This window comes from Caenibacillus caldisaponilyticus (assembly GCF_002003465.1).
GTDB lineage: Bacteria > Bacillota > Bacilli > Bacillales > Sporolactobacillaceae > Caenibacillus > Caenibacillus caldisaponilyticus.
The window spans coordinates 26226-49561 of record NZ_BDDQ01000032.1 but is presented as its reverse complement, the minus strand read 5'-3'; the positions used below and the strand labels follow the sequence as shown (position 1 = coordinate 49561).

The 23336-nt window shown below is 54.0% G+C and carries 21 protein-coding genes; 20 read left to right on the top strand and 1 reads right to left on the bottom strand.

From position 1 onward, the window contains the following. On the bottom strand, nucleotides 1–209 hold a 209-nt coding region (locus CCB157_RS10375; protein ID WP_143287006.1), incomplete at its 3' end, for a transposase. A 391-nt stretch (nucleotides 210–600) separates the two neighbouring features. Here CCB157_RS10375 and dpaA point away from each other — a divergent pair. The 20 genes from dpaA to pgsA all read left to right on the top strand — a co-directional run bounded on the left by dpaA (nucleotide 601) and on the right by pgsA (nucleotide 23325). Beyond that, nucleotides 601–1500, top strand: coding sequence for a dipicolinic acid synthetase subunit A (dpaA, locus tag CCB157_RS10370; protein WP_077615827.1), 900 nt, complete (start codon nucleotides 601–603; stop codon nucleotides 1498–1500). Further along, a complete protein-coding gene (gene dpaB, locus CCB157_RS10365; protein WP_077615826.1) occupies nucleotides 1497–2090 on the top strand; it encodes a dipicolinate synthase subunit B in 594 nt (197 codons plus the stop codon). The genes dpaA and dpaB overlap by 4 nt, the downstream gene beginning before the upstream one ends. 116 nt (nucleotides 2091–2206) lie before the next feature. Further along, on the top strand, nucleotides 2207–3262 hold the full coding sequence (locus CCB157_RS10360; protein ID WP_077615825.1) for an aspartate-semialdehyde dehydrogenase: 1056 nt from the start codon (nucleotides 2207–2209) through the stop codon (nucleotides 3260–3262). A gap of 16 nt (nucleotides 3263–3278) precedes the next feature. Further along, a complete protein-coding gene (gene dapG, locus CCB157_RS10355; RefSeq protein ID WP_077615824.1) occupies nucleotides 3279–4517 on the top strand; it encodes an aspartate kinase in 1239 nt (412 codons plus the stop codon). 20 nt (nucleotides 4518–4537) lie between these two features. After that, nucleotides 4538–5410 carry a 4-hydroxy-tetrahydrodipicolinate synthase gene (gene dapA / locus CCB157_RS10350; protein WP_193432286.1) on the top strand — a complete coding sequence of 291 codons (873 nt, stop codon included), beginning with the start codon at nucleotides 4538–4540 and terminating at the stop codon, nucleotides 5408–5410. Between the two features lie 400 nt (nucleotides 5411–5810). Continuing rightward, on the top strand, nucleotides 5811–7475 hold the full coding sequence (locus CCB157_RS10345) for a ribonuclease J (RefSeq protein ID WP_077615831.1): 1665 nt from the start codon (nucleotides 5811–5813) through the stop codon (nucleotides 7473–7475). Nucleotides 7476–7858: 383 nt separating this feature from the next. Beyond that, on the top strand, nucleotides 7859–8587 hold the full coding sequence (locus CCB157_RS10335; protein ID WP_077615822.1) for a ClpP family protease: 729 nt from the start codon (nucleotides 7859–7861) through the stop codon (nucleotides 8585–8587). Next, the gene (locus tag CCB157_RS10330; RefSeq protein WP_077615821.1) at nucleotides 8587–8832 is read left to right on the top strand and encodes a YlzJ-like family protein; all 246 of its coding nucleotides are present in this window, start codon (nucleotides 8587–8589) and stop codon (nucleotides 8830–8832) included. The genes CCB157_RS10335 and CCB157_RS10330 overlap by 1 nt, the downstream gene beginning before the upstream one ends. Before the next feature lie 252 nt (nucleotides 8833–9084). Further along, a complete protein-coding gene (locus CCB157_RS10325; protein WP_077615820.1) occupies nucleotides 9085–11382 on the top strand; it encodes a DNA translocase FtsK in 2298 nt (765 codons plus the stop codon). A gap of 109 nt (nucleotides 11383–11491) precedes the next feature. After that, nucleotides 11492–12556 (top strand): BMP family lipoprotein, encoded by a 1065-nt coding sequence (locus CCB157_RS10320; protein WP_274519632.1) that lies wholly within the window; start codon nucleotides 11492–11494, stop codon nucleotides 12554–12556. A gap of 173 nt (nucleotides 12557–12729) precedes the next feature. Continuing rightward, nucleotides 12730–14274, top strand: a complete 1545-nt coding sequence (locus tag CCB157_RS10310) for an ABC transporter ATP-binding protein (RefSeq protein ID WP_077615818.1) — start codon at nucleotides 12730–12732, stop codon at nucleotides 14272–14274. Further along, entirely contained in the window at nucleotides 14252–15313 is a 1062-nt protein-coding gene (locus CCB157_RS10305) for an ABC transporter permease (protein WP_077615817.1), read from the top strand. Before CCB157_RS10310 ends, CCB157_RS10305 begins: the two co-directional genes overlap by 23 nt. Then, entirely contained in the window at nucleotides 15310–16275 is a 966-nt protein-coding gene (locus CCB157_RS10300) for an ABC transporter permease (RefSeq protein WP_077615816.1), read from the top strand. Before CCB157_RS10305 ends, CCB157_RS10300 begins: the two co-directional genes overlap by 4 nt. Before the next feature lie 209 nt (nucleotides 16276–16484). Then, on the top strand, nucleotides 16485–17777 hold the full coding sequence (gene yfmF / locus CCB157_RS10295) for an EF-P 5-aminopentanol modification-associated protein YfmF (RefSeq protein WP_238594664.1): 1293 nt from the start codon (nucleotides 16485–16487) through the stop codon (nucleotides 17775–17777). Beyond that, nucleotides 17758–19047: an EF-P 5-aminopentanol modification-associated protein YfmH gene (yfmH, locus tag CCB157_RS10290; RefSeq protein ID WP_077615814.1), complete on the top strand. Its 1290-nt coding sequence runs from the start codon at nucleotides 17758–17760 to the stop codon at nucleotides 19045–19047. The genes yfmF and yfmH overlap by 20 nt, the downstream gene beginning before the upstream one ends. Then, nucleotides 19044–19784 carry an elongation factor P 5-aminopentanone reductase gene (gene ymfI / locus CCB157_RS10285; protein WP_238594663.1) on the top strand — a complete coding sequence of 247 codons (741 nt, stop codon included), beginning with the start codon at nucleotides 19044–19046 and terminating at the stop codon, nucleotides 19782–19784. Before yfmH ends, ymfI begins: the two co-directional genes overlap by 4 nt. A gap of 144 nt (nucleotides 19785–19928) precedes the next feature. Further along, nucleotides 19929–20198 carry a DUF3243 domain-containing protein gene (locus CCB157_RS10280; protein ID WP_077615812.1) on the top strand — a complete coding sequence of 90 codons (270 nt, stop codon included), beginning with the start codon at nucleotides 19929–19931 and terminating at the stop codon, nucleotides 20196–20198. A 537-nt stretch (nucleotides 20199–20735) separates the two neighbouring features. Beyond that, nucleotides 20736–21512, top strand: coding sequence for a DUF3388 domain-containing protein (locus CCB157_RS10275; RefSeq protein WP_077615811.1), 777 nt, complete (start codon nucleotides 20736–20738; stop codon nucleotides 21510–21512). Nucleotides 21513–21529: 17 nt separating this feature from the next. Further along, nucleotides 21530–22426 carry a helix-turn-helix domain-containing protein gene (locus CCB157_RS10270; RefSeq protein ID WP_158077280.1) on the top strand — a complete coding sequence of 299 codons (897 nt, stop codon included), beginning with the start codon at nucleotides 21530–21532 and terminating at the stop codon, nucleotides 22424–22426. Between the two features lie 320 nt (nucleotides 22427–22746). Further along, nucleotides 22747–23325: a CDP-diacylglycerol--glycerol-3-phosphate 3-phosphatidyltransferase gene (pgsA, locus tag CCB157_RS10265; RefSeq protein WP_077615809.1), complete on the top strand. Its 579-nt coding sequence runs from the start codon at nucleotides 22747–22749 to the stop codon at nucleotides 23323–23325. The last annotated feature ends 11 nt before the right edge of the window (nucleotides 23326–23336 follow it).

Below are 23336 nucleotides of genomic sequence, written 5' to 3'. Positions count from 1 at the left end.
ACGGATTGGCTGTAGGCACACAGAATAATCTTCATCATCATACGAGGATGATAGGAAGGACGACCCGTATCACGCAGGAAGGCTTCAAACGCTTCATCAGGAATCTGTTCGATGAGGTGGTGAATATGAAAGGCGATGTCATTTTCTTTTAATTTAATTTCTAAATCTAGGGGCAAAACCACTTGATTCATGTTATAATATTGAAACATAAGGATACCTCCGATAAGTAAATTGGCTATATTTTAATTTTATCAGAAGGTATCCTTATTTGACTTCTGAAAACCAATAAAAAAGAGTGGTACCTTCACCAACATGTTTTGGTGGGTACCACTCTTTTCAATTTAGCCTACTGGGTTTTGTCCCAGCCTCTTTCTTGCTTTCTATGGCACCGGTTTGCGGAAAGGATGATGCGCCTTTCTTCGCGTGCTTGAAAGAGACGGGGGCACCAAATAGAGGGATGAGCCGCGCCTTTGCGCGGCTTTTTGCTTTTCCCCGGCGTGGCGGCCGTCACCATCCCCGGTGCCCCGACATACAATATGCTGGGCATACGCCCGGGAGTCACCCCGCGCGGGTTGAAGCGCGGCTGGAGGGGAGAAGTGCATGTTAACCGGTCTCAACATCGTCATTATGGGCGGTGATGCCCGCTACCTCGAGGTCATCCGCAAATTGAACGAAATGGATGCGCAGTTGACGCTCATCGGATTCGATCAGCTCGACCAATATTTTAACGGGGCGGTCAAAGCGGACATCGATGATATTGACGCCGCCAAAGTGGACGCCATCGTGCTCCCGGCGAACGGCACAGATGAAAACGGTTTTATTGAAACGATCTTCAGCAATAAGCCGGTAAAGCTCACGGAAGAGTGGCTGGAGAAGACCCCTGCCCATTGCTCGGTGTATTCAGGCATCGGCACCCCGTACCTTGAACGCTGTCTGCGATCTGCCAACCGGGAGCTCGTCAAACTTTTCGAACGCGATGATTTGGCGATCTACAACTCGGTGCCGACCGCGGAGGGGACGCTGATGCTCGTCATCCAAAACACCGACTTTACCATTCACGGGGCCAATGTCCTTATTCTCGGCCTTGGCCGTACCGGGATGACGTTGGCGCGAATTTTTCATGCCCTCGGCGCCAAAGTGAAAGTGGCGGCGCGGCGGCCGGAACATCTGGCCCGCATCGCGGAGATGGGGCTTAGCCCTTTTCATATCGATGATCTCGAATCGCACGTCGGCGATGTCGATATCTGTTTGAATACGATTCCCGCCAAAGTTCTGACCGGTAAAGTGATCGCTAAAATGCCCGCACAAGCGTTGATCGTCGACATCGCGTCAAAACCCGGAGGCACCGATTTCCGCTATGCGGAAAAGCGGGGGATCAAGGCGATTCTGGCGCCGAGTCTGCCCGGCATCGTCGCTCCGAAGACGGCGGGCCGCATCATTGCCAATGTGTTGACCGATCTCTTAATAGAAAAATTTGGTGAGGAGAGCGAAGAAGCATGACGCTTGAAGGCAAACATATCGGTTTCGGACTGACGGGATCCCATTGCACGTACGATCAAGTGGTTCCCCAGGTGGAAGCCTTGTTGGCAGCCGGCGCCGAGGTGACCGCGTTTGTCACTTATACGGTGAAAAATACGGTGACAAGGTTTGGGGACGGACGCGATTGGGTAAAAAAAGTCGAAGAAATGACGGGGCGGGAAGTGATCGATTCCATCGTGAAAGCCGAACCGTTCGGCCCGAGAACGCCGCTCGATTGCATGGTGATCGCTCCTTTGACCGGCAATTCCTTGAGCAAGTTCGCCAATGCCATGACGGATTCCCCCGTTCTTATGGCCGCCAAAGCGACCTTGCGCAATCGCCGCCCGGTCGTTTTGGGCATCTCCACGAATGACGGTCTCGGGTTGAATGCGGCCAATCTTGCGAAACTTCTCGTCGCCAAACACATTTATTTCATTCCCTTCGGGCAAGATGACCCCGAAGGGAAGCCGACCTCGCTCGTCGCGCACATGGACCGTCTGACGGCCGCCGTTGAGGCGGCGATTGAAGGCCGACAGCTGCAGCCGCTATTGGTTGAAAAATTTCGTGATTAGCCCTTTCGCTTACAGACGCATGGGTATATGATAAAATGGAATCGGGATATCGACGGGAGAGGCGCCTCTAGGCGCTTCTCCCTCCATTATGGTTCAATCGGTAAGGAGGAACTGCTTTGGATAACGGTAACGGTCTAGCCGTCGCCGTTGTCGGCGCAACCGGAGCGGTCGGCAACGAAATGGTGCGGCTTTTGGAGAAAACGACGCTTCCGATCAACAGCATAAAACTTTTGGCATCCGAACGCTCAGCTGGCTCGACGATGACGTTTAAAGGCCGGGCGGTGACCGTGGAAGCTGCCACCCCTCCCTCATTTGATGGCGTGGACCTCGCCTTGTTCAGCGCCGGGGGAGCGGTGTCCAAACGGCTCGCTCCGGAAGCGGTTCGCCGCGGCGCCATCGTCATCGACAATACGAGCGCCTTCCGGATGGATCCCGACGTGCCGCTTGTCGTGCCCGAAGTCAACGTCGAGGCGCTCCGCGATCATCGCGGCATCATCGCCAATCCCAACTGCTCGACGATCCAAATGGTGGCGGTGCTTGAGCCGCTGCGCAAAGCTTTTGGTTTAAAACGGGTGATCGTCTCCACCTATCAAGCGGTGTCGGGCGCCGGCCAATCCGCTATTGAAGAATTGCTGGAAGAAACCAGAAGAGCGCTGAACGGCGAGCCGCCGGAACCGAAGCTGCTTCCCGTCAAAAAAGAAAAAAACCATTATTCCATTGCTTTTAATGCGATCCCGCAAATCGACGTTTTTCAAGAAAACCTGTTTACGTTTGAAGAAATAAAAATGATGAATGAAACGAAGAAGATAATGGGCGACGAAACGATTTCGGTCGCCGCGACGTGCGTGCGCCTGCCGATTGTGACCGGCCATGCCGAGTCGGTTTATATTGAAACCGAGGAAACGCTCCCCGACGTCGAGACCATCCGCAATATCCTGAGAGAGGCGCCGGGCGTGACGGTCGAGGACGATCCGAGCCGGCAGCTTTATCCGATGCCCATTCGGGCCGCCGGCAAAAAGGATGTGTTCGTCGGTCGCCTCCGCAAAGACCCGGACGTCGCTTTCGGCTTGCATATGTGGATCGTGTCCGATAACCTATTGAAGGGCGCTGCGTGGAATTCGGTACAAATTGCGGAAAGCCTTTATCAAATGGGACTCGTTCAGAAAAAATAAAAGGACTGGATGCAGCATGAAAACGATTGTGCAGAAGTTCGGTGGGACGTCTCTGCAAACGGAAGAAGGACGGAACCGCGCCCTTCAACATGTGAAGCGCGCCATTGACCAGGGCTACAAGGTGGCCGTCGTCGTTTCCGCGATGGGACGAAACGGCGATCCCTACGCGACGGATACGCTGCTCGGCCTCATTCGCCCTGAAGCGGCGTCCAAACGGGAAATGGATCTGATCATGTCGTGCGGGGAAACGATCTCCTCGGTCGTGTTTTCCAACATGTTGAAAGTCGCGGGCATTAAAGCCGAAGCTTTTACCGGCGGAGAAGCCGGTTTTATCACGAGCAACCAGCATATGGAAGCCAAGATTTTGGAAATGCGCACGGAAAAAATCGAGCGGGCCTTGCGCACCTTGGATGCCGTCGTCGTCGCCGGTTTTCAAGGTCGGACGAAATCCGGCGAAATCACGACGATCGGCCGCGGCGGCAGCGATACGTCGGCGGCGGCGTTGGGCGCCGCTCTCGGTGCGGAATGGATTGATATATTTACCGATGTGGACGGCGTCATGACCGCGGATCCGCGCATGGTGGCCGAAGCCCGAAAACTTCGGGTGTTGACGTATACGGAAGTGTGCAATTTGGCATACCAAGGAGCGAAGGTCATCCATCCGCGTGCGGTGGAAATCGCGATGAACGCCAAAGTGCCCATCCGCATTCGTTCCACGTATTCCGATCAACCCGGCACGCTGATCACTTCGATTAAAAAGCAGCCTAAAGGCCGTGAGATACAAGATCGCTTGATCACCGGCATTACCTATATGGATCACATCACACAGATCAAGGTGAAAGCGAAAAAGGGCGAATACGATTTCCAGGCGAAAGTCTTTAAGGCGATGGCCGCGGAACACATCAGCGTCGATTTCTTCAACATCAGCCCGCAGGACGTCGTCTACACGGTCAGTGAGGACGCCACGGACCGCGCGGTGGCGGCCTTGCGCGCCATTGGATTTGAACCGGAATGCAAGCGCGGATGCGCCAAAGTCTCGGCGGTCGGCGCCGGCATCGCCGGCGTGCCCGGTGTCATGTCGAAAATCGTGAGCGCGTTGACCGATTTGGGCATTCAAATTCTGCAATCCGCGGATTCCCATACGACCATCTGGGTGCTCATCGACCGCGCCCATTTGAAAGACGCGGTGAACGCTCTGCATCGCGCGTTTGAACTCGATAAAGAAAAGACGAATGAGACGGTTTTCTTTTATTAATTTTGGGAGGCGAGCGAATCATGGTTTTTGGGCGGTTATTGACCGCTATGGTCACCCCTTTTGATGAGAACGGGGCGATCGATCGCGACCGGCTGGTAAAACTGGTGGACCATTTGATCAATACCGGTACCGAGGGGTTGGTCGTCGCCGGAACGACGGGGGAATCGCCGACGTTGGGGCACGATGAAAAACTGCAGCTCTTCGCGGACGTGCTCGAAGCCTCAAAAGGCCGGGTGCCGGTCATCGCCGGCACGGGCTCGAACGACACCGCCGCATCGGTCGAATTGACCAAGGAAGCCGAAAAGATCGGCGTCGACGGCGTCATGCTCGTCGTGCCGTACTACAATAAGCCCAACCAGGAAGGGATGTACCAGCATTTTAAGACGATCGCGACATCCGTCCACCTGCCGGTCATGCTCTATAACATACCGGGACGGGCTGGCGTCAATCTTTCGGCGGACACGGTCGTGCGGCTTGCTGAGATCGAGAACATCGTTTGCGTGAAAGAAGCGAGCGGCAATCTCGATCAAATGGCCGACATCATCGAGCGTACGCCGGACGACTTCGCCGTGTACAGCGGCGATGACGGTTTGACGCTGCCGGTCTTGGCGATCGGGGGATACGGCGTCGTTTCGGTCGCAAGCCACGTCGTCGGCAAAGATATGCAGGAGATGATCCAACGGTTTTTAGAGGGCGACATCGAGCGCGCCGCCGAAATGCATCGCCGGCTGCTCCCGCTGATGCGGCAATTGTTTGCGGCGCCGAGCCCGGTACCGACCAAAGCTTTGCTCAATAAAATGGGCGTTGAAGTTGGCGGCGTCCGTCCGCCCATGGTGGAACTGACCGAAGCCGAGCTGCGCGAGCTGGAACGGATTTTTGCCGAGTATCAATAAGGAGCCGTTTGTTCGAACGGCTTCTTTCGTTTTTTTATCATTTATTTCTCCGTTAAGGCGTTCTTTTTTGAAAAGCCCCTTAACGCGCCCGCTTCATGCCGCGTCTTAGGCGCTTGGCGGTTCAGCCGATGTTTCCATTTGGCGGGTGCGCCCCACCTCTTTTTTGTTTCGAAGCGCTTTGTCCGAACGGGGAACGCATAGGAAATATTGGCGCATGATCGTCCAAGACGATGACAAGCCTGCGGGCGCCGGAACCGGCAAAAGCCCGCCGTTTTGCACGATGTGCGCCATTTTCCCGGAAAGGTTGTCGGTTCCTCGCGGATTCGGTTATAATAAGACCAATGATTGGAACGGATGGATCGATCGTTCTCTGATAAGTGAATACTGGGAGGAATGCTCATTGCAAAATCATCCGAAAGATAAAATCAGGATTTATGCGATGGGCGGCGTTGGCGAAATCGGCAATAACATGACGGTCATCGAATTGAACGGAGACATTTTTATCGTCGATGCGGGGCTGATGCATCCAAAGGACGAAATGTTGGGCGTCGACCGGGTCATTCCGGATACCACGTACCTTGAGCAAAACCGGGATCGGATCAAAGCCATCTTGCTGACGCATGCGCATCAGGCGCACATCGGCGGATTGCCATATTTGATCGGCAAGATCAACGCCCCGATATACGGAACGACTTTTACCCTCGCCGTATTGGAACTCATGTTGAAAGACATGAATTTGGCGAAAAAAGCGAACCTCAAAAGGATTGATCCCGACAAGGATTTAAGGATCGGACCGCATCGGATCAGCTTTTTCAGGACGAATCACAGCGTTCCGGATTCCATCGGGATCGCGTTTCATACGTCGCAAGGCGTCATCATCCACACCGGTGACTTTAAGTTTGACTACACCCCCGTGGATGGTGTGAAATTTGATCTGAGCAAAGTGTCACGCCTCGGCGACGAAGGCGTTCTCTGCTTGTTAAGCGACAGCAAAAATGCCGACCGTCCAGGGAACACGCCCTCCGAATCCGTGCTCGGCAGTCGCCTGGAAGATTATTTTTATTTTGCCGAAGGTCGGGTCATTACGGCGCTTTACGCCTCAAACATCCATCGCATCCAACAAGTCATCAACGCCGCGGTCCAAACGAATCGCAAGGTGGCGCTCGACGGCCGCTATCTCGAACGCCTCGTCGGCATCGCGACGAAGTTCGGATACCTCAAAGTGCCGAAATATACCTTTGTGAATATCGATAAAATCGGCCATCGCAAAGATCGCGAAATTTGCATCATTACAACCGGCCAGCAAGGCGATCCGATCACGCCGTTGACTCGGATTGCCAGCCACACCCATAAAAAGATACAGCCGAAGGAAAACGATTTGTTTATCTATGCCTCGTCGGCACAACCCGCTTACGAGACCGACGTGACGAAGGCGATCGACGCCTTGATGCGCCTCGGCGTTGAAGTCGTCTATGGGGATGACGTCCACGTTTCCGGCCACGCGTCGAGTGAAGATTTAAAACTGATGTTGGAGCTTTCCCGTCCGAAATATCTCATTCCGATCCACGGGGAATTCCGCATGCTGAAGGCCCACATGGATCTCGCCGCCGCGACCGGGATGCCGCTCTACAACATCTTCCTTTTGGACAAAGGGGATGTCGTCGAATTTGTCAATGGAGAGGCGCGCGATGCGGAAAAAGTGCCGGCCGGCCAAGTGCTCGTCGACGGTCTCGGCGTTGGCGATGTCGGCAACATCGTTTTGCGCGACCGGCGCTTGCTTGCCGAAGACGGCACGCTCATCGTCGTCGTAACCCTCGGAAAGCAATCGAAAAAGATTCTTTCAGGGCCGGAAATCATCACTCGCGGGTTCGTCTATGTGCGCGAGTCTGAAGAACTGATCATTGACGCGACCGAAATCGTGAAGGAAGTCTTGGCGAAATCCTTGACGCAAAACGTGTCGGAATGGTCGTCGCTGAAAAACAACATTCGCGATTCGTTAAGCCGCTATCTGTACGATAAAACCAGACGCCGCCCGATGATATTACCGATCATCATGGAAATTTAACAACGCAGCGCAACACAAATAACCATATACGATCGATCGCTGTCCTTTCAAAATGGCGCTTAATAAGGGCGCCTTTTTTTATTGCCGCTGTCTGAGGAAGAAAAAGGAAGGCGGCGGCGCGCAGAAACCCGGCAAGTATACGGCCATTTCCGCGGGCGTTTCGTCCATTTTCATCGCTCCATGTTCCTTCAGATCGCTGGGCGCCTTCGTTTATCGCCGGCTTCCGACACCAAAAAATGAAAGAACGGTGAATCGATAAGAGGTATATCAAACCGCTGGTCCGGCAGAGGACAAGCGCATCTCGCGATGGATTGCATCAAAAACCCGCGGCCATCAAATACTATGGAAGGCTGACATCCGGCTAGGAAAGGAGTTGGTGCGACATGACCGAAGAACAAGAAGAAGAAAAATATGAAGAGGAATCCGAGCAGCGCTCCCTTCTTGAACAGATTCAAAAGCTCGGGCAAACCAATGTGCCGAGCACCGATTCCAACATTCATTGTATGACGATCATCGGGCAAATCGAAGGGCATTTGGCGCTGCCGCCCAAAAACAAGACGACCAAGTATGAGCATCTCATCCCGCAGCTCGTCGCGATCGCGCAGAATGATAAGATTGAAGGGCTGCTCGTCATGCTGAATACGGTGGGCGGCGACGTCGAAGCGGGCTTGGCGATCGCGGAAATGATCGCCACGCTCACGAAACCGACGGTGACCCTTGTCATTGGGGGCGGCCATTCGATCGGCGTGCCGATCGCCGTGTCTTCGGATTACTCGTTCATCGCCGAAAGCGCGACGATGTTGATTCATCCCGTCCGCATGAGCGGGCTCGTCATCGGCGTGCCGCAGAGCTTCGATTACATCGAAAAAATTCAAGAGCGCATCACGCGCTTCGTCGTGGAACATTCCCGTATTTCCGAAGAAAAATTTAAGGAACTGATGTACAGCAAGGCGAGTTTGACGACGGACGTCGGCACCAATCTCGTCGGCAGGCAAGCGGTCGAATACGGTTTGATCGATGAAGTCGGCGGCGTTGGAAGCGCGCTTCAAAAGCTGCAGGAGCTGATCGATCAGCAAAAGGGTAAACCGATGGAAGAGCGGGTGTTCCAATAATGGTCATGTATACGATCGTGCCGCTGGAGATCGTTTTTGTCGATGACGAGGAGCGCCCGGCGAAATCGCGGCTGACGTTGGACGTCGGCGGCGTGAAGCTCGAGGTCGAACAGTCGGCCTCCAATGAATATGAAATCATTCGGCTGATCAGCTCTAACCCGAGCGATTACTTAAACGAAAAGTATCAACCCGGGAGGAAAATCGCCATGTACCCGTTGATCGGTTTCGGGGAAACGCCGCATTAAGGCGAAGAACAAGCGGTGCGAAGTCTGCGGTCCGGCACTGACCTTGCGCCGTGACGCTTCCGACCTTCATTCTTTTTGCCGCGGATGATCATGCGGCATCCTTAAAGAGTGCCGGTTGGGGTATAATAAAAACAAAATACAATAAAATACGGGCGCCGCTGCGGCGGCGCTTCTCTACCGAAAACCTTCTCATTTTGTTCGCTGTTTGACCCGATCGGCCGCCCGGCGGGTCGCGAGAAAGGGGGATGAGGCGTGGCGAAGAAAAAAAACAAAAAGGGGCGTGCAAAAAACGGATGGAGACAGTCGCTCGTCTTTGAAATCATCGGTTTGATTTTGTTCGCGCTCACCTGTATCGGCATCGGCCGGATGGGGGTGATGGGCTGGACGTTTGTCCAGGCGGCGCGGTTCCTGGCCGGCGACTGGTATTTTATCCTCTTCATCGGCACGCTTGCCCTTTCCATATATTACATATGGTTTCGCCGTCAGCCCGATTTTTTTAAACGGCGCCTCGTTGGCATTTATCTCTTATGTTTGGCGCTGCTGTTATTGGATCACGTTCATTTGTTTAAAATGCTGACCGGCCATGAAAGATGGGAACACGCTTCCGTGATCAAGAACACATGGGAGCTTTACCGCGGCCAACTGACCGGTGACATCGCGACGAAAACGTTGGGAGGCGGCATGATCGGCGCGGTGGAATTCGCGTTTTTCTTCTTGTTGTTCTCCGCTTCAGGCGCCGAATTCATGGCCTTCTTTTTAATCGTCATCGCGGTTCTGTTGATCACGGGGCGCTCGCTGAAGGACACCTTGCAAAAAGGGCTGAACCGTGTGCGCCCGTTCATTCGCTTCGTCGTCCAAAAACAAAAATCGAAAGTGGCGGCGTTAAAAGACAGCGCCAGCGGCCGGAGGCGCAAACGTTTGGGAATGGCGGCGGACGAGCCCGCCGATGAAGAAGCGTTCGAAGCGCCGGGCGACGCGGATATCCCCGTCATTACCAATTTCAATGATCAAAAAGAATCGCCGGCGCCCGCAACCGTCGAGCCGATCCGTCCGCTCGGCGAACAAAAGGGAGGCGACCAGGACAAAACCGCCCCGGCATTTTTCGTCGACGAAACCGAAAACGCGGATTACGAATTGCCGCCCATTGATTTGTTGAACGTTCCGCCTGCCAACAATCAGTCGAACGAACGCCAGCACATCGCTGCGAACGTCCGCAAGCTGGAAAAAACGTTTGAAAGCTTTGGCGTCAAAGCGAAGGTGAAGAAAGTCCATCTCGGCCCGGCGGTGACCAAATACGAGGTTTATCCCGACGTCGGGGTAAAGGTGAGCCGCATCGTGAGCCTGAGCGACGACATCGCCCTCGCGCTCGCGGCCAAAGGCATCCGCATCGAAGCCCCGATACCCGGCAAATCGGCGGTCGGCATTGAGGTGCCGAACAAGGAAATCGCCATGGTCAGCTTGCGGGAAGTGTTGGAATCGGACGTCGCCCTTCGCGAAAAATCCAAACTGGCGATCGGGCTCGGCCGCGACATATCCGGTTTTCCGGTCATGGCCGATCTCAGCAAGATGCCGCATTTGCTCGTCGCCGGGGCGACGGGGAGCGGCAAGAGCGTCTGCATCAACAGCATGATCGTCAGTCTGCTCATGCGCACGAAACCGCACGAAGTCAAATTGTTGATGATCGATCCGAAGATGGTCGAATTGAGCGGCTACAACGGCGTGCCTCATTTGCTCACGCCGGTTGTCACCGATCCGAAAAAGGCATCGCAAGCCTTGAAGAAGGTCGTCGACGAGATGGAAAGGCGTTATGAATTGTTTTCGGAAACCGGCACGCGGAATCTCGAAAGCTATAACAATTTGATGCGGCGTGAAGGAGAAGAGGGGACGTCAGGAGCCGTTCTGCCATACATCGTCGTGATCATCGACGAACTCGCCGATCTCATGATGGTCGCTCCGAAGGACGTGGAAGATTCGATCGCGCGCCTCGCCCAAATGGCGCGGGCGGCGGGCATTCATTTGATCATCGCCACGCAGCGGCCATCCGTCGACGTCATCACCGGCGTGATCAAGGCGAACATTCCGTCTCGTATCGCCTTCAGCGTTTCATCGCAAACCGATTCCCGGACGATTTTGGACAGCGCCGGCGCCGAAAAACTGCTCGGCAAAGGCGACATGCTGTACTTGCCGATCGGGGCCGCCAAACCGACGCGGATTCAAGGGGCGTTTCTTGCCGATGAAGAAGTCGAACGCGTCGTCAACTTCGTCATTTCCCAACAAAAGGCGCAATACCGGGAAGACATGATTCCGGCCGATGAAGATGAGGACGGGGCCGGCGACATTGACGACGAACTTTTCGATGAAGCCGTCAAATTTGTCGTTGAAAAACAAACGGCATCGGTATCGTTGCTTCAACGCCGCTTCCGCATCGGCTACACGCGGGCCGCGCGGCTCATCGACGCCATGGAGGCGAGGCGGATCGTCGGGCCGTATGAAGGCAGCCGCCCGCGCGAAGTGTTGATCTCGAAGATCGATGAGGAAAAAACGTCGTAAAGTTCCGGCAAATTTTTACGACAAAAATTGTTATTTTAAAATGACAATGTTTGCGTTATATTTATAAAGGTGTCAATCTAATCTAATAGCTGATTAGGGGAGGATTTCTGTGAAAAAACGCGTGCTCTTCCTGTTCGCCGCCATGCTCGTTTTCGGCACCGTGCTTGCGGCCTGCGGAACAAGCGGAGGCGGAACCAGCAATGGCAAAAAAGACGGCGTCAAAGTCGCGATGGTGACCGACGTCGGCGGTGTCAACGACAAGTCCTTTAACCAATCCGCTTGGGAAGGATTGCAGAAGTTCGGAAAAGACTTCAATCTGAAGCAAAACACGGATTATAAATATTTGCAATCGACAAGTTCAAACGATTATGAACCTAATTTGACCCAACTCATCCAACAAAAATACGACCTTGTTTTCGGCATCGGCTATCTCATGCAGAATGCCGTCAAAAACGTTGCGGAGCGGAATAAAAACGCGCACTTGGCGATCGTCGACTCTGTGGTCGATGCGCCGAACGTCGTGAGCATCAATTTCAAAGAAGAACAAGGTTCGTTTCTTGTCGGCGTCGTCGCCGGCTTGATGACGAAGACGAACAAAGTCGGCTTCATCGGCGGCATAGATTCCGCTTTGATCAAAAAGTTCGAAAACGGCTTTAAAGCCGGGGTCAAATCCGTCAATCCTAAAGCGCAAATCTTTACGCAATATGCCGGTTCCTTTGACGCCGCGGACAAAGGGCAAGCCATCGCCGCGACGTTTTACGGCAAAGGCGCAGACATCATTTACCACGCTTCCGGGGCGACGGGCAACGGCGTGTTTACCGAAGCCAAAACCCGCAAGAAAAATGGACAAAACGTTTGGGTGATCGGCGTCGACCGCGATCAATATGACGCCGGCTTGCCGGAAGACGTCACCCTCACTTCGATGGTGAAACGCGTCGACCGCGCCGTTTATGACGTGTCCAAAATGGTGAAAGACGGCAAATTCCCGGGCGGCAAGACGCTCGAATTCGGTCTGAAAGACGATGCGGTCGGCCTTTCCGAACATCATCAGCACATCCCCGAGGATGTCCTGAAAAAAGTGGATGAATATAAATCCAAAATCATCTCCGGCGAAATCACACCGCCGAAAACCGACAAGGAATACAAACAATTTGTTGCGAATTTAAACAAATAAGCGGATGAATAAAGGCCGTGTCATGCGGCCTTTATTCATACCGAATTTCGCAGCATGCCACAACCGCATTGATTTGATGGGTCGAAGATAGAGGGACGGGCCTTTGTGAAAGGCAACGAAAGCGACCTCGGGCTTGGCAAACGCGGGATTTTGCTTGATGGGGGGATTCATCCTTGTCCTATGTCATTGAGATGCGCCACATTCGCAAGGAATTTCCCGGGATCGTCGCCAATGACGACATCACGCTGCAAGTCAAGCAAGGGGAAATTCATGCGCTCCTAGGGGAAAACGGCGCCGGAAAATCGACGCTCATGAACATTTTGTTCGGGCTTTACCAACCCGACGCGGGAGAAATCGTCGTCAAGGGCCGACCGGTGAAGATCACGAGCCCGAATGTCGCGGGCGAACTCGGCATCGGCATGGTTCATCAGCACTTTATGTTGGTGGACAAGTTTACCGTCACCGAAAACATCATTCTCGGCGCCGAACCGCGGTCCGGCGGCCGCATCGACATCAAGACCGCGAGGGAAAAAGTGCGCGCCTTATCTGAACAATACGGATTGAACGTGGATCCGGACAAAAAAATCAGGGACATTTCGGTCGGAATGCAGCAGCGCGTCGAAATTTTGAAGACGCTTTACCGCGGGGCCGATATCCTCATTTTCGACGAGCCGACCGCGGTTTTAACGCCGCATGAAATCCGGGAACTCATCAAGATCATGAAACGGCTCGTTCAGGAAGGCAAATCCATTATCTTGATCACCCATAAACTGAAAGAAATCATGGCGGTGGCCGACCGCTGCACGGTCATTCGCCGCGGCAAAGCGATCGCGACGGTCAACGTCGCCGAAACGAATCCGACGGAGCTGGCCAGCATGATGGTCGGGCGCGACGTCGCCTTCACGGTCAACGAAGAGCCTTATCAACCGAAGGAAGAAGTATTGAAGATTGTCGATCTGACCGTCATCGACAACCGCAGGGTGAAAGTGGTCGATCGGTTGAACTTGACGGTCAAAGCCGGTGAAATCGTCGGCATCGCCGGCGTCGACGGCAACGGGCAAACGGAACTGATCGAAGCGATCACCGGTTTGCGCAAGGCGGAAAGCGGGAAAATCTTTTTAAAAAACATCGATATTACCAATAAACCGGTGCGCAAAATCATCGAACTGGGCGTCGGCCATATTCCCGAAGACCGCCACAAACACGGTCTCGTCCTCGATTTTTCCATCGGTGACAACATGGTTCTGGAAACGTATTACCGCCCGCCATTTGCGAGGGCCGGCATCATGAACCATGATAAAGTCCGCGAACACGCCCGCCGCTTGATCGGCGATTACGACGTGCGCACGCCGAGCATCGATACGCCCGCCCGAGCGCTTTCAGGCGGCAACCAACAAAAAGCAATCATTGCCCGTGAAATCGACCGCGATCCCGATCTACTTATCGCCAGTCAACCGACGCGCGGGCTTGATATCGGCGCGATCGAATTCATCCACAAGCGCTTGATCGAACAGCGCAAAAAAGGCAAAGCGATCTTACTCATTTCTTTGGAGCTTGATGAAATCATGAATTTGAGCGACCGCATCGCCGTGATTTACAATGGAAAAATCATCGATATGGTCAAACCGAGCGAAACCAATGAGGATGAACTCGGTCTCTTGATGACCGGTCATAAGCGGAAAGGGGGAGCTTCCCATGGAAACGAAGCGGGCGAATAAATGGATAAACGCCCTCGTCCCCGTCATCGCCGTCATTTTGGGGCTTCTCGTCGGTGCCGTGATCATGGTCATCAGCGGTTACAATCCTTTTGAAGCTTACGGCTCGATCTTTCAAATGGTGTTTCTGACCCCTTATTACGCGGGCGAGACGATCGTGACGATGATCCCTTTAATATTGTCAGGGCTTTCCGTCGCCTTCGCTTTCCGCACCGGCCTATTTAATATCGGAGTGGAAGGACAGCTGTTGGTCGGCTGGCTTGCCTCAGTTGCTTTCGCCATCCACTTTGCTGATTGGCCGAAGCTGGTTTTAATCCCGCTGTGCCTTCTCGTTGCGGCACTGGCGGGAGGTTTGTGGGGGCTCATCCCCGGTTTGTTGAAAGCGCGCTTTTACGTCCATGAAGTCATTACAACGATCATGATGAACTATATCGCGCTATATTCCACCAACGCCATCATTCGCCAATTTTTATATGCCGACGGCGAACGCACGCCGCTGATTCCGGACTCGGCTTCCCTGTCGTCAAACTTTTTGTCGAATATAACGGGCGGCAGCCGTTTGCATTGGGGCATCCTCGTGGCTCTCCTCGGGGCCGTCATCATGTGGTTTCTATTATGGCGGACAACACTGGGGTATGAACTCCGGGCGATCGGCTTTAATCCCGACGCTTCCCGTTACGCGGGCATGAACGTCGCGCGCAATATAATCACCAGCTTTGCCATTGCGGGGGGCTTCGCCGGAGTGGCGGGCGCGATGCTCGGGCTCGGCACGTACCATTACATGTCGATCAACGCCAGCTTTACGGGCATCGGTTTTGACGGCATCGCCGTGGCGCTTCTCGGCGTGAATACGGCGCCCGGCGTCGTCATCGGCGCGGCGCTGTTCGCTGCGTTGGAAACCGGCGAGGTGAGCATGCAGTCGCTCGGCATTCCGAACGATCTCGTGGAAATCATCATTGCGCTCATCATTTTCTTCGTCGCATCCCATTACATGATCCGATGGACGCTTGACCGCTTTAAGAAAGGAGGGGCGGCCCGATGAGTGTGATGGGAATTCTTGAAATCATCATTCCGAGCGCGATTCTCTCCGCAACGCCGCTCATCCTCACCGCGCTCGGCGGGGTGTTGAGCGAGCGCTCCGGGGTCGTCAACATCGGCTTGGAAGGTTTGATGATCATCGGCGGATTCATCGGCGCGGTCTTCACGATCTGGTTTGAACACCTCGGTTTGGGCGCCGCTTCCCCGTGGTTGTCGCTCTTGGTCGCCGTGGTCGCCGGCGCCGCCTTTTCGCTATTGCACGGGCTGGCGAGCATCACGTTCCGCGCCGATCAAGTCGTGAGCGGCGTCGCGATCAATTTCCTCGCCTTGGGCTTGACCGTCTTTTTGGTGAAAAAGTTGTATCAAGGCAGCGGACAAACGCCCTATATCGATTACCGCATCGATAAAACCAATGTGCCGATTTTGCACGACATCCCGATCATCGGACCGCTGTTTTTCTCGCACATCACCTACACGTCATATCTCGCCGTGATCCTTGCGGTGGTCGTCTGGTACGTCATTTATAAAACGCCGTTCGGCTTAAGGCTCCGTTCCGTCGGGGAACATCCGCTGGCGGCGGATACGTTGGGCATCAACGTCATCCGCATGCGCTACATCGCGGTGGCGTTGAGCGGGGCGTTCGGCGGTCTCGGCGGCGCGGTCTATGTTGTGACGATCGCGACCAACTTCGGCCCGATGACGATTTCCGGCCAAGGGTTCCTGGCGCTGGCGGCGATGATCTTCGGCAAGTGGAATCCGCTCGGCGCCCTCGGAGCCGCGCTCTTTTTCGGTTTTGCCCAGTCGCTCAGCATTACGGGCGAATCGATTCCGTTCCTGAAAGATATCCCCAATGTCTTTTTGCTCATCGCGCCTTACGTTTTGACGATCCTGGCATTGGCCGGCTTTGTCGGCCGCGCCGAGCCGCCCAAAGCGGACGGTGTGCCGTATATAAAAGGGCGTCGATAAGCGTTGCTCCCCGCTTGGCGGGGAGTTTTTATTAACCGATTTAGGCCTTCGTGACGCCAAACGTCTTGGCGCGATCCGCCGCTCATTTTCACGTGATCGGGCCGGGCACCCGGCCAGCGCAAGCAAGAACGATTTTCGTGGTGACCGGGAAAGGTTTCGGGTAAAATGGGAGAAGAAAGCAAACCAAGGGGTGACGCATATTGCGGCTTGTGACGGAAATCATTCGACCCATCGAAGGCATCACCGTTCATATCGTACCGACCGATAAATTTAAGACTTTGACGTTCGCCGTTCAGTTCCGCGGGCGTTTAAAGCGGGAAACGGTGACGAAGCGAGCGCTTCTTGCTTACGTTTTAAAGAGTGCGACGGCCAAATCGCCGTCTACCCAACTTTTGCAGCAGCGCCTCGATGATTTGTACGGGGCGTCGTTGACGTCGCAAATCCATAAGCGCGGCGAGGATCATATCTTATCCTTTTTGCTTCACACCGCCGGCGACCGCTTTTTGAGCGAAACGTCCACCTTGGCGGCAGACAGTCTGGAACTCTTGGCGGAAGCGATTCTCGCCCCCCACGCTAAGGACGGCGCGTTTGATGAGGAGACGGTGAATAAAGAAAAACGCGCGCTCAGACAACGCCTGGAATCCATCATCGATGACAAGATGCAATACGCGAATATCCGCCTCATCGACGAAATGTGCCGCGGCGAAGCGTATGCGCTTCATACATACGGCTATAAAGAAGATTTGGAGGCGATCTCGCCCGTTGATCTCTACGACTATTACCAACAGATGATAAAGGAAGATGAAATCGATCTCTACGTCATCGGAGATGTCGATCCGGATCGGATTGTCGGCATCATCGAAAAAGCGTTTGCCTTTCGCGGCCGCCAGCCCGTCGCGCATCCGTTCCGGTTTGTGCCCGTTGAAGTCGGCGCACCGAAAACGATCAGAGAAAGCCATGACGTTGAACAAGGGAAGCTGAATTTGGGCTACCGGACGAACATCGTCATCGGCGATCCGCTTTATTATGCGGCACAGGTGTTCAACGGCTTGTTCGGCGGATTTCCCCATTCCAAGCTGTTCATGAACGTAAGGGAAAAGGCGAGCCTCGCTTATTACGCGGCGTCGCGCTACGACAGCTATAAAGGTTTAATCCTCGTCATGTCGGGGATTGAGTTTTCCAATTTTGACAAAACCGTTGCGATCATCCGTCAGCAATTGGAAAGCGTGCAAAGCGGCGATTTCGATGACGTCGCCGTCGATCAGACGAAAGCCTTGTTGAAAAACGCCGTATTGGAGGCGCTCGACAGCCCGTTTTCGCTGATCGAACAATTGTACCGCTCCGTACTCGTCAAATCTGCGGACGATCTCGACCGTTGGCTGACCGAAATCGATCGCGTTTCCCGCGACGACATCGTTCGGGTGGCGCAACAAACGGTATTGGACACCATCTATTTTTTGCATGGAAAAGAGGGGGATCCGCATGGAAATCCAACGGTTTGACCGGCTTCAGGAAACCGTCTATCGCGAAGTGCTGCCGAACGGGCTGACGGTGTGCGTGTTGCCGAAAAAAGGGTTCCAAAGAACGTATGCGACGTTTGCGACGAAATACGGCTCGATCGACAATCATTTTAAATCGCTGACGAGCAAGAATTGGGTGCGCGTGCCGGACGGCATCGCCCATTTTCTCGAGCATAAACTGTTCGAACAGCCCGACGGCACCGACGTGTTTCACGCCTTCAGCCGCCAGGGCGCGGAGGCGAATGCGTATACGACGTTTACCCGCACGACTTATTTGTTCTCGAGCACGGCCAACGTCGAGAAAAACGTCGAAACGCTGATCGACTTTGTGCAGACGCCGGCGTTTACGGATCAGAGCGTCGAGAAGGAAAAAGGCATCATCGGCCAGGAAATCCGCATGTACAACGATACGCCGGACTGGCGCGTCTATTTCGGGCTGATCGAGAACATGTACCACGCCCATCCGGTCAAGATCGACATCGCCGGCACGATTGAATCAATCGCACAAATCACGAAGGAATCGCTGTACGAGTGCTACCATACCTTTTATCATCCCGGCAATATGGTGTTGTTTATCGTCGGCCCGGTCGATCCGGAAAGAATGATTCATCTCGTTGCGGAAAACCAGGCGAGAAAAAACTACACCAAACAAGCGCCCGTCGAACGGCGTTATCCCGAAGAGCCGGCGGGCGTGGCCAAAGCGAAATCGGTCTTAAAAATGGGCGTTGAAACGCCGAAAAGCATGGTCGGTTTTAAGGCGGCCCGCGTGCACCGCAGCGGCCAAGATTACTTGAAACATGAACTGTCCGTTCAAATTTTGTTGGAGCTCCTTTTCGGCAAGAGTTCCGACAACTACCGGAGACTCATCGATGAAAAGCTGATCGATGAAAGCTTTTCCTTTGAGTATACCGAGGAGCATGAATACGGATTTTCCGCGATCGGCGGCAACACCGAAGATCCCGACCGCTTGGCCGCGCGCTTGTTTGAAATGATCATGGCCCAGAAGGAGCGGCCGATTCCGGAGGAGGCGCTTGAGCGCGCGCGGAAAAAGCGGCTCGGTTCCTTTTTGAAGGCGCTCAATTCGCCGGAGTATATCGCCAATCAATACACGCGCTATCTGTTTAACGGAGCGAATCTGTTCGATATCGTGGCGGTGCTGGAAGACCTTCGCGCGGAGGAACTCGAAGCCGTTTTGCACGAGCATTTTGACGAACGCGCCTTTACCCAATGCCAAGTGGTGAGGCGGGCGTGAACGCCGAAAAAAAATGGGCGCTCATCACCGGGGCGAGCGGCGGGATCGGCCGGGCGATCGCGGCCGCTTTGGCGGCGGACGGCTACTCGCTTTATTTGCATTATCACAAAAATAAGACGGCGGCCGAAGCGCTGCGGACGACGCTCACCGCGCGCCATCCCGGGCAAACGTTTCACGCGGTGCCGGCCGATTTGAGCCGCTCCGACGGGGTCGACCGCTTGCTATCCCATCTGGACCACGGCGTGTATGCGCTCGTCCATAATTCGGGAACGAGCCACATCGGTTTGGTTCAGGACGTGCCGCGCGCCACGGTGCAAGAGTTTTTGCAGTTGCATCTCGCGTCGCCGTTTCTGTTGACGCAGCGGCTTTTGCCGGAGATGATCAGGAGGCGGTCGGGGAAAATCATTTTCATTACGTCGATTTGGGGCGTGACCGGAGCGGCGACCGAGGCGCTGTATTCCATGGTGAAGGGCGGGCAAAACGGATTTGTCAAAGCGCTCGCCAAGGAAGTGGCGCCGAGCGGCATTGCGGTCAACGCCGTTGCTCCGGGAGCCATCGATACGCCGATGCTTTCGGACCTCGACGGGGAATCGCTGGAAATTTTAAAACAAGAAATTCCCGCCGGCCGTCTTGGCCGTCCCGAAGAAGTCGCCGCGCTCGTCCGCTTTTTGGCGAGCCCTGAATCGGACTACATCAACGGGCAGATCATCTCGATCAACGGCGCGTGGCATTGTTGAATGCGGCTCGGGTCCGTTGTGCCTTTCGCTGGCGGAAGGCGCCGCCGCGCGGGGCGGGGCACCGTTCAAGAAGCCGGTTCCACGCATATTATCCCTTCCGGCAGGCATCCTAAATCATGCAGGATCCTTAAGGAGGGAAAAGACATGTCTGTTCTTGAAAATTGGGATCAATGGAAGCATTTTTTGGCCGATCGCCTGCATCAAGCCGAGGAGAAGGGGGTCAGCGAAGACACGATCAACAAATTCGCGACGGAAATCGGCGGTTATCTTGCCGAACACGTGGACCCGAAGAATGACGAGCAGCGCATCTTGTCCGATCTTTGGCGCGTGGCCAATAAAGATGAACAGCGTGCCATCGCCAATATGATGATCAAGCTCGTCCGCAGCGATGCAACAGGCCGGCCGGCGCATTGAGCAAGCGGGGGTGTCAATCGACACCCTTTTAGATTCTCTCAAAAAGCTGTGGTTCCGCGCCGGCGTCCAATCGGTAACGAGGGTTTCGCAACCTGGAGAGACCGCGGTTTTATTCGTAACGTCACGAAAAAAAGGGTTCAAGGCACGTTGGTTTGCGAAAATTTTTGTTTACATAAAATTTATTATGTCATTTATTTGAAGAATTGGGTCGGAAGTCCCTCAGCCGGTTCTGCTAAGACTTTTTAAAAAACGATCCGATTGACGGCGCGCGGCGTTCTGGCGTTATGGAACTAACCTTGCGCGAATTGGCTCTTTTCTAACTCCTACTTTTGTATTATTATTTATAATGAATGACATATGCTTTTTTTGATTGTCAAACCCGCATTAGCTGTTCAGCCATTTTCATGATCAGCAACCATTTCTATATCATCGATCGGTCGGACAGTGTCACACCGATCTGCCTGTCGCGATGCACCGACTCGACACGCATACTCCGCTTTGCATAATATTCCCCAAGCTTACCGAGAGGTCGAGAAGATGGGAAAAAAAGAATGGTATTTGGAATATGAAATACATAGAGACCGCCCTGGACTTCTCGGGGATGTCGCGTCTTTGTTCGGCATGCTGGACATCAATATCGAAACGATCAACGGTGTGGAAGACGGCCGGCGCGGCATGTTGTTGGTCACGGAAGATGACGTTCAGATCGAGCGGCTGATGGCGACGGTAAAGAAGATGGACAACATCACCATCACGAAATTACGGGAACCGAAACTGACGGATCGGCTCGCCGTTCGCCACGGCCGCTATATTCAACGCCATGCGGATGACAAAAAAACGTTCCGGTTCGTCCGCGACGAAATCGGCCTTCTCGTCGATTTTATGGCGGAATTGTTTAAAAAGGATGGCCATCGCCTCATCGGCGTACGCGGCATGCCGCGCGTCGGCAAAACCGAATCCATCGTTGCGGCGAGCGTCTGTGCGAACAAGCGTTGGGTTTTCATCTCTTCGACACTGCTCAAGCAAACCGTCCGCAACCAATTGGCGGACGATGAAATGTCCGATGATCACATTTACATCATCGATGGCATCGTTTCGACGCGCAGAGCGACTGAACGCCACTGGGAATTGGTGAGGACGGTCATGCGCATGCCGGTCACAAAAATCGTCGAACATCCGGATATATTTGTAAGGAACAGCGAATATCAGATGGACGATTTTGACTACATCATCGAGCTTCGCAATCATCAGGACGAGGAGATCACTTACGACGTGATCGACGAAGATTTCGCCCCCTTCGGCGATATAAATTAAATGGGCAGGTGTTGACATTGAGTGAGCTAGGCGAAGCATTAAAAGCCGCGCGCGAGGAAAAAGGACTAAGCCTCGACGACGTACAGGAGATCACCAAAATACAGAAACGCTATCTCATCGCCATAGAAAACGGGGATTTCGATCGGCTGCCCGGCCATTTTTACACAAGGGCGTTCATAAAGAGCTATGCCGAAGCCGTCGGTCTCGATCCGAAGGAACTGTTTAATCAATACGCTTCGGAACTTCCTCCGCGTTCGGAGATCGATGCGGAACCGACGCCGAGCCGGATGCAAACGCGCGCGGTCAAGTCAACCGATTCCAAATTGCTCGCCACATTGCCCAAGATTATCATTATCGCCGTGGTGCTCGCCGTGCTCATCGGGGTATGGATCGGCGTGCAAAAGCTGATGGCCACGGGCAACGCCGAGCGAACCGATCAGCCGAACAGCGGCGTTGTCATCAAAGACAGTGGCGACATCGGCGACAGAAAACATAAAGGCGCGAAGACGTCTACGACCGGCAGCGAAACGAAAAAACAAAACGACCAACAAGATCAAAGCGAACAAGACAAACCGAAAATCACCCTTGAACAATCATCGGGGAACACGTCCCGTTATACGATCACGAACACGGATCATTTCGTCTTGGACATCGAAGCGAAGGACGGCGGAAACGCTTGGATTACGGCGGCAAAAAACGATGCGAACGGTGAGCGCCTCTATTACGCCATGGTGTCAAAAGGCGTCCAAGGTCAGCCTGACCAGTCCTTCCATAAAGACTTGACCGATGTCGGTACCGTCTACGTAAAAGTGGGCAACGTTCCGAACACGATCATTAAAATTAATGGACAACCCTTTGAATTTCCTGATAACGGAACGGTGCAAACCTTATATTTCACGTTTAAAAAGCCGTGATGCCCTCCTCCGTTTACGGACAAGCCGTGCGTCACGGCTTTTTTATTTGTTGTCATGAACGCCGCGGCCGTAGCGGCGGATGCGGCGCGGCCCCCTTAGCCGTTCGATCGGGAGCGGGCGAATCCCTCCGATATTAGGGATGACAGCCCGCCTTTTCACGCCTTATAATAAACGAAGATACTCCGGTTTCGCGATCGGCAAGCCTGTCCAATCCTATTTGACGTTTTTTCATCGCCGCGGAAGCGTTCGGAAAAGGCGCGGCGTGCATCCGGCAGCCGAACCGGACAGTGCCGCGCGGAATCGATCAGGAGGTATGTAGGTTGAATATCGCAAATAAGCTCACGCTTTCAAGGATCGTTCTCATTCCGATTTTTGTCGTTTTTCTCTTCGTGCCGATGTCGCTCGGCACCGTGACGCTCGGTGCAGCGAGCCTGTCCGTCGAACGGCTGATCGCTGCTTTCCTTTTTATTATTGCGTCGTGCACGGACTGGCTGGACGGTTATTACGCCCGCAAGTACCAATTGGTGACGAATTTCGGCAAGTTTCTCGATCCGCTTGCGGACAAGCTGCTCGTGACGAGCGCGTTCATTTCGCTCGTCGCCTTTGACCAAATCGCGGCGTGGATGGTCATTCTCATCATTGCTCGGGAATTTGCGATCACCGGTCTCCGCCTCATTGCCGTGGAGGACGGAGAAGTCATCGCCGCCAGCCGGATCGCCAAATGGAAGACCGCTTTTCAAATGGTCGCCATCATTCTGTGGCTGTTCAACAATCCGCCGTTCGGACCGGACGGCTTCCCGCTCGCGGATATCTTTCTATGGATTGCCGTCATTTTGACGGTGGTCTCCGGCGTGGATTATTTCTGGAAAAACCGCGCCATTCTTTTGAAATCAAAATAAAGCAGGAATTT

Bases quoted from the DNA above. Each gene is read 5' to 3' on its own strand.
- dpaA (WP_077615827.1), top strand. From the start codon at position 601: ATGTTAACCGGTCTCAACATCGTCATTATGGGCGGTGATGCCCGCTAC.
- dpaB (WP_077615826.1), top strand. From the start codon at position 1,497: ATGACGCTTGAAGGCAAACATATCGGTTTCGGACTGACGGGATCCCAT.
- dapG (WP_077615824.1), top strand. From the start codon at position 3,279: ATGAAAACGATTGTGCAGAAGTTCGGTGGGACGTCTCTGCAAACGGAA.
- dapA (WP_193432286.1), top strand. From the start codon at position 4,538: ATGGTTTTTGGGCGGTTATTGACCGCTATGGTCACCCCTTTTGATGAG.
- CCB157_RS10335 (WP_077615822.1), top strand. From the start codon at position 7,859: ATGACCGAAGAACAAGAAGAAGAAAAATATGAAGAGGAATCCGAGCAG.
- CCB157_RS10330 (WP_077615821.1), top strand. From the start codon at position 8,587: ATGGTCATGTATACGATCGTGCCGCTGGAGATCGTTTTTGTCGATGAC.
- CCB157_RS10305 (WP_077615817.1), top strand. From the start codon at position 14,252: ATGGAAACGAAGCGGGCGAATAAATGGATAAACGCCCTCGTCCCCGTC.
- CCB157_RS10300 (WP_077615816.1), top strand. From the start codon at position 15,310: ATGAGTGTGATGGGAATTCTTGAAATCATCATTCCGAGCGCGATTCTC.
- yfmH (WP_077615814.1), top strand. From the start codon at position 17,758: ATGGAAATCCAACGGTTTGACCGGCTTCAGGAAACCGTCTATCGCGAA.
- CCB157_RS10280 (WP_077615812.1), top strand. From the start codon at position 19,929: ATGTCTGTTCTTGAAAATTGGGATCAATGGAAGCATTTTTTGGCCGAT.
- CCB157_RS10275 (WP_077615811.1), top strand. From the start codon at position 20,736: ATGGGAAAAAAAGAATGGTATTTGGAATATGAAATACATAGAGACCGC.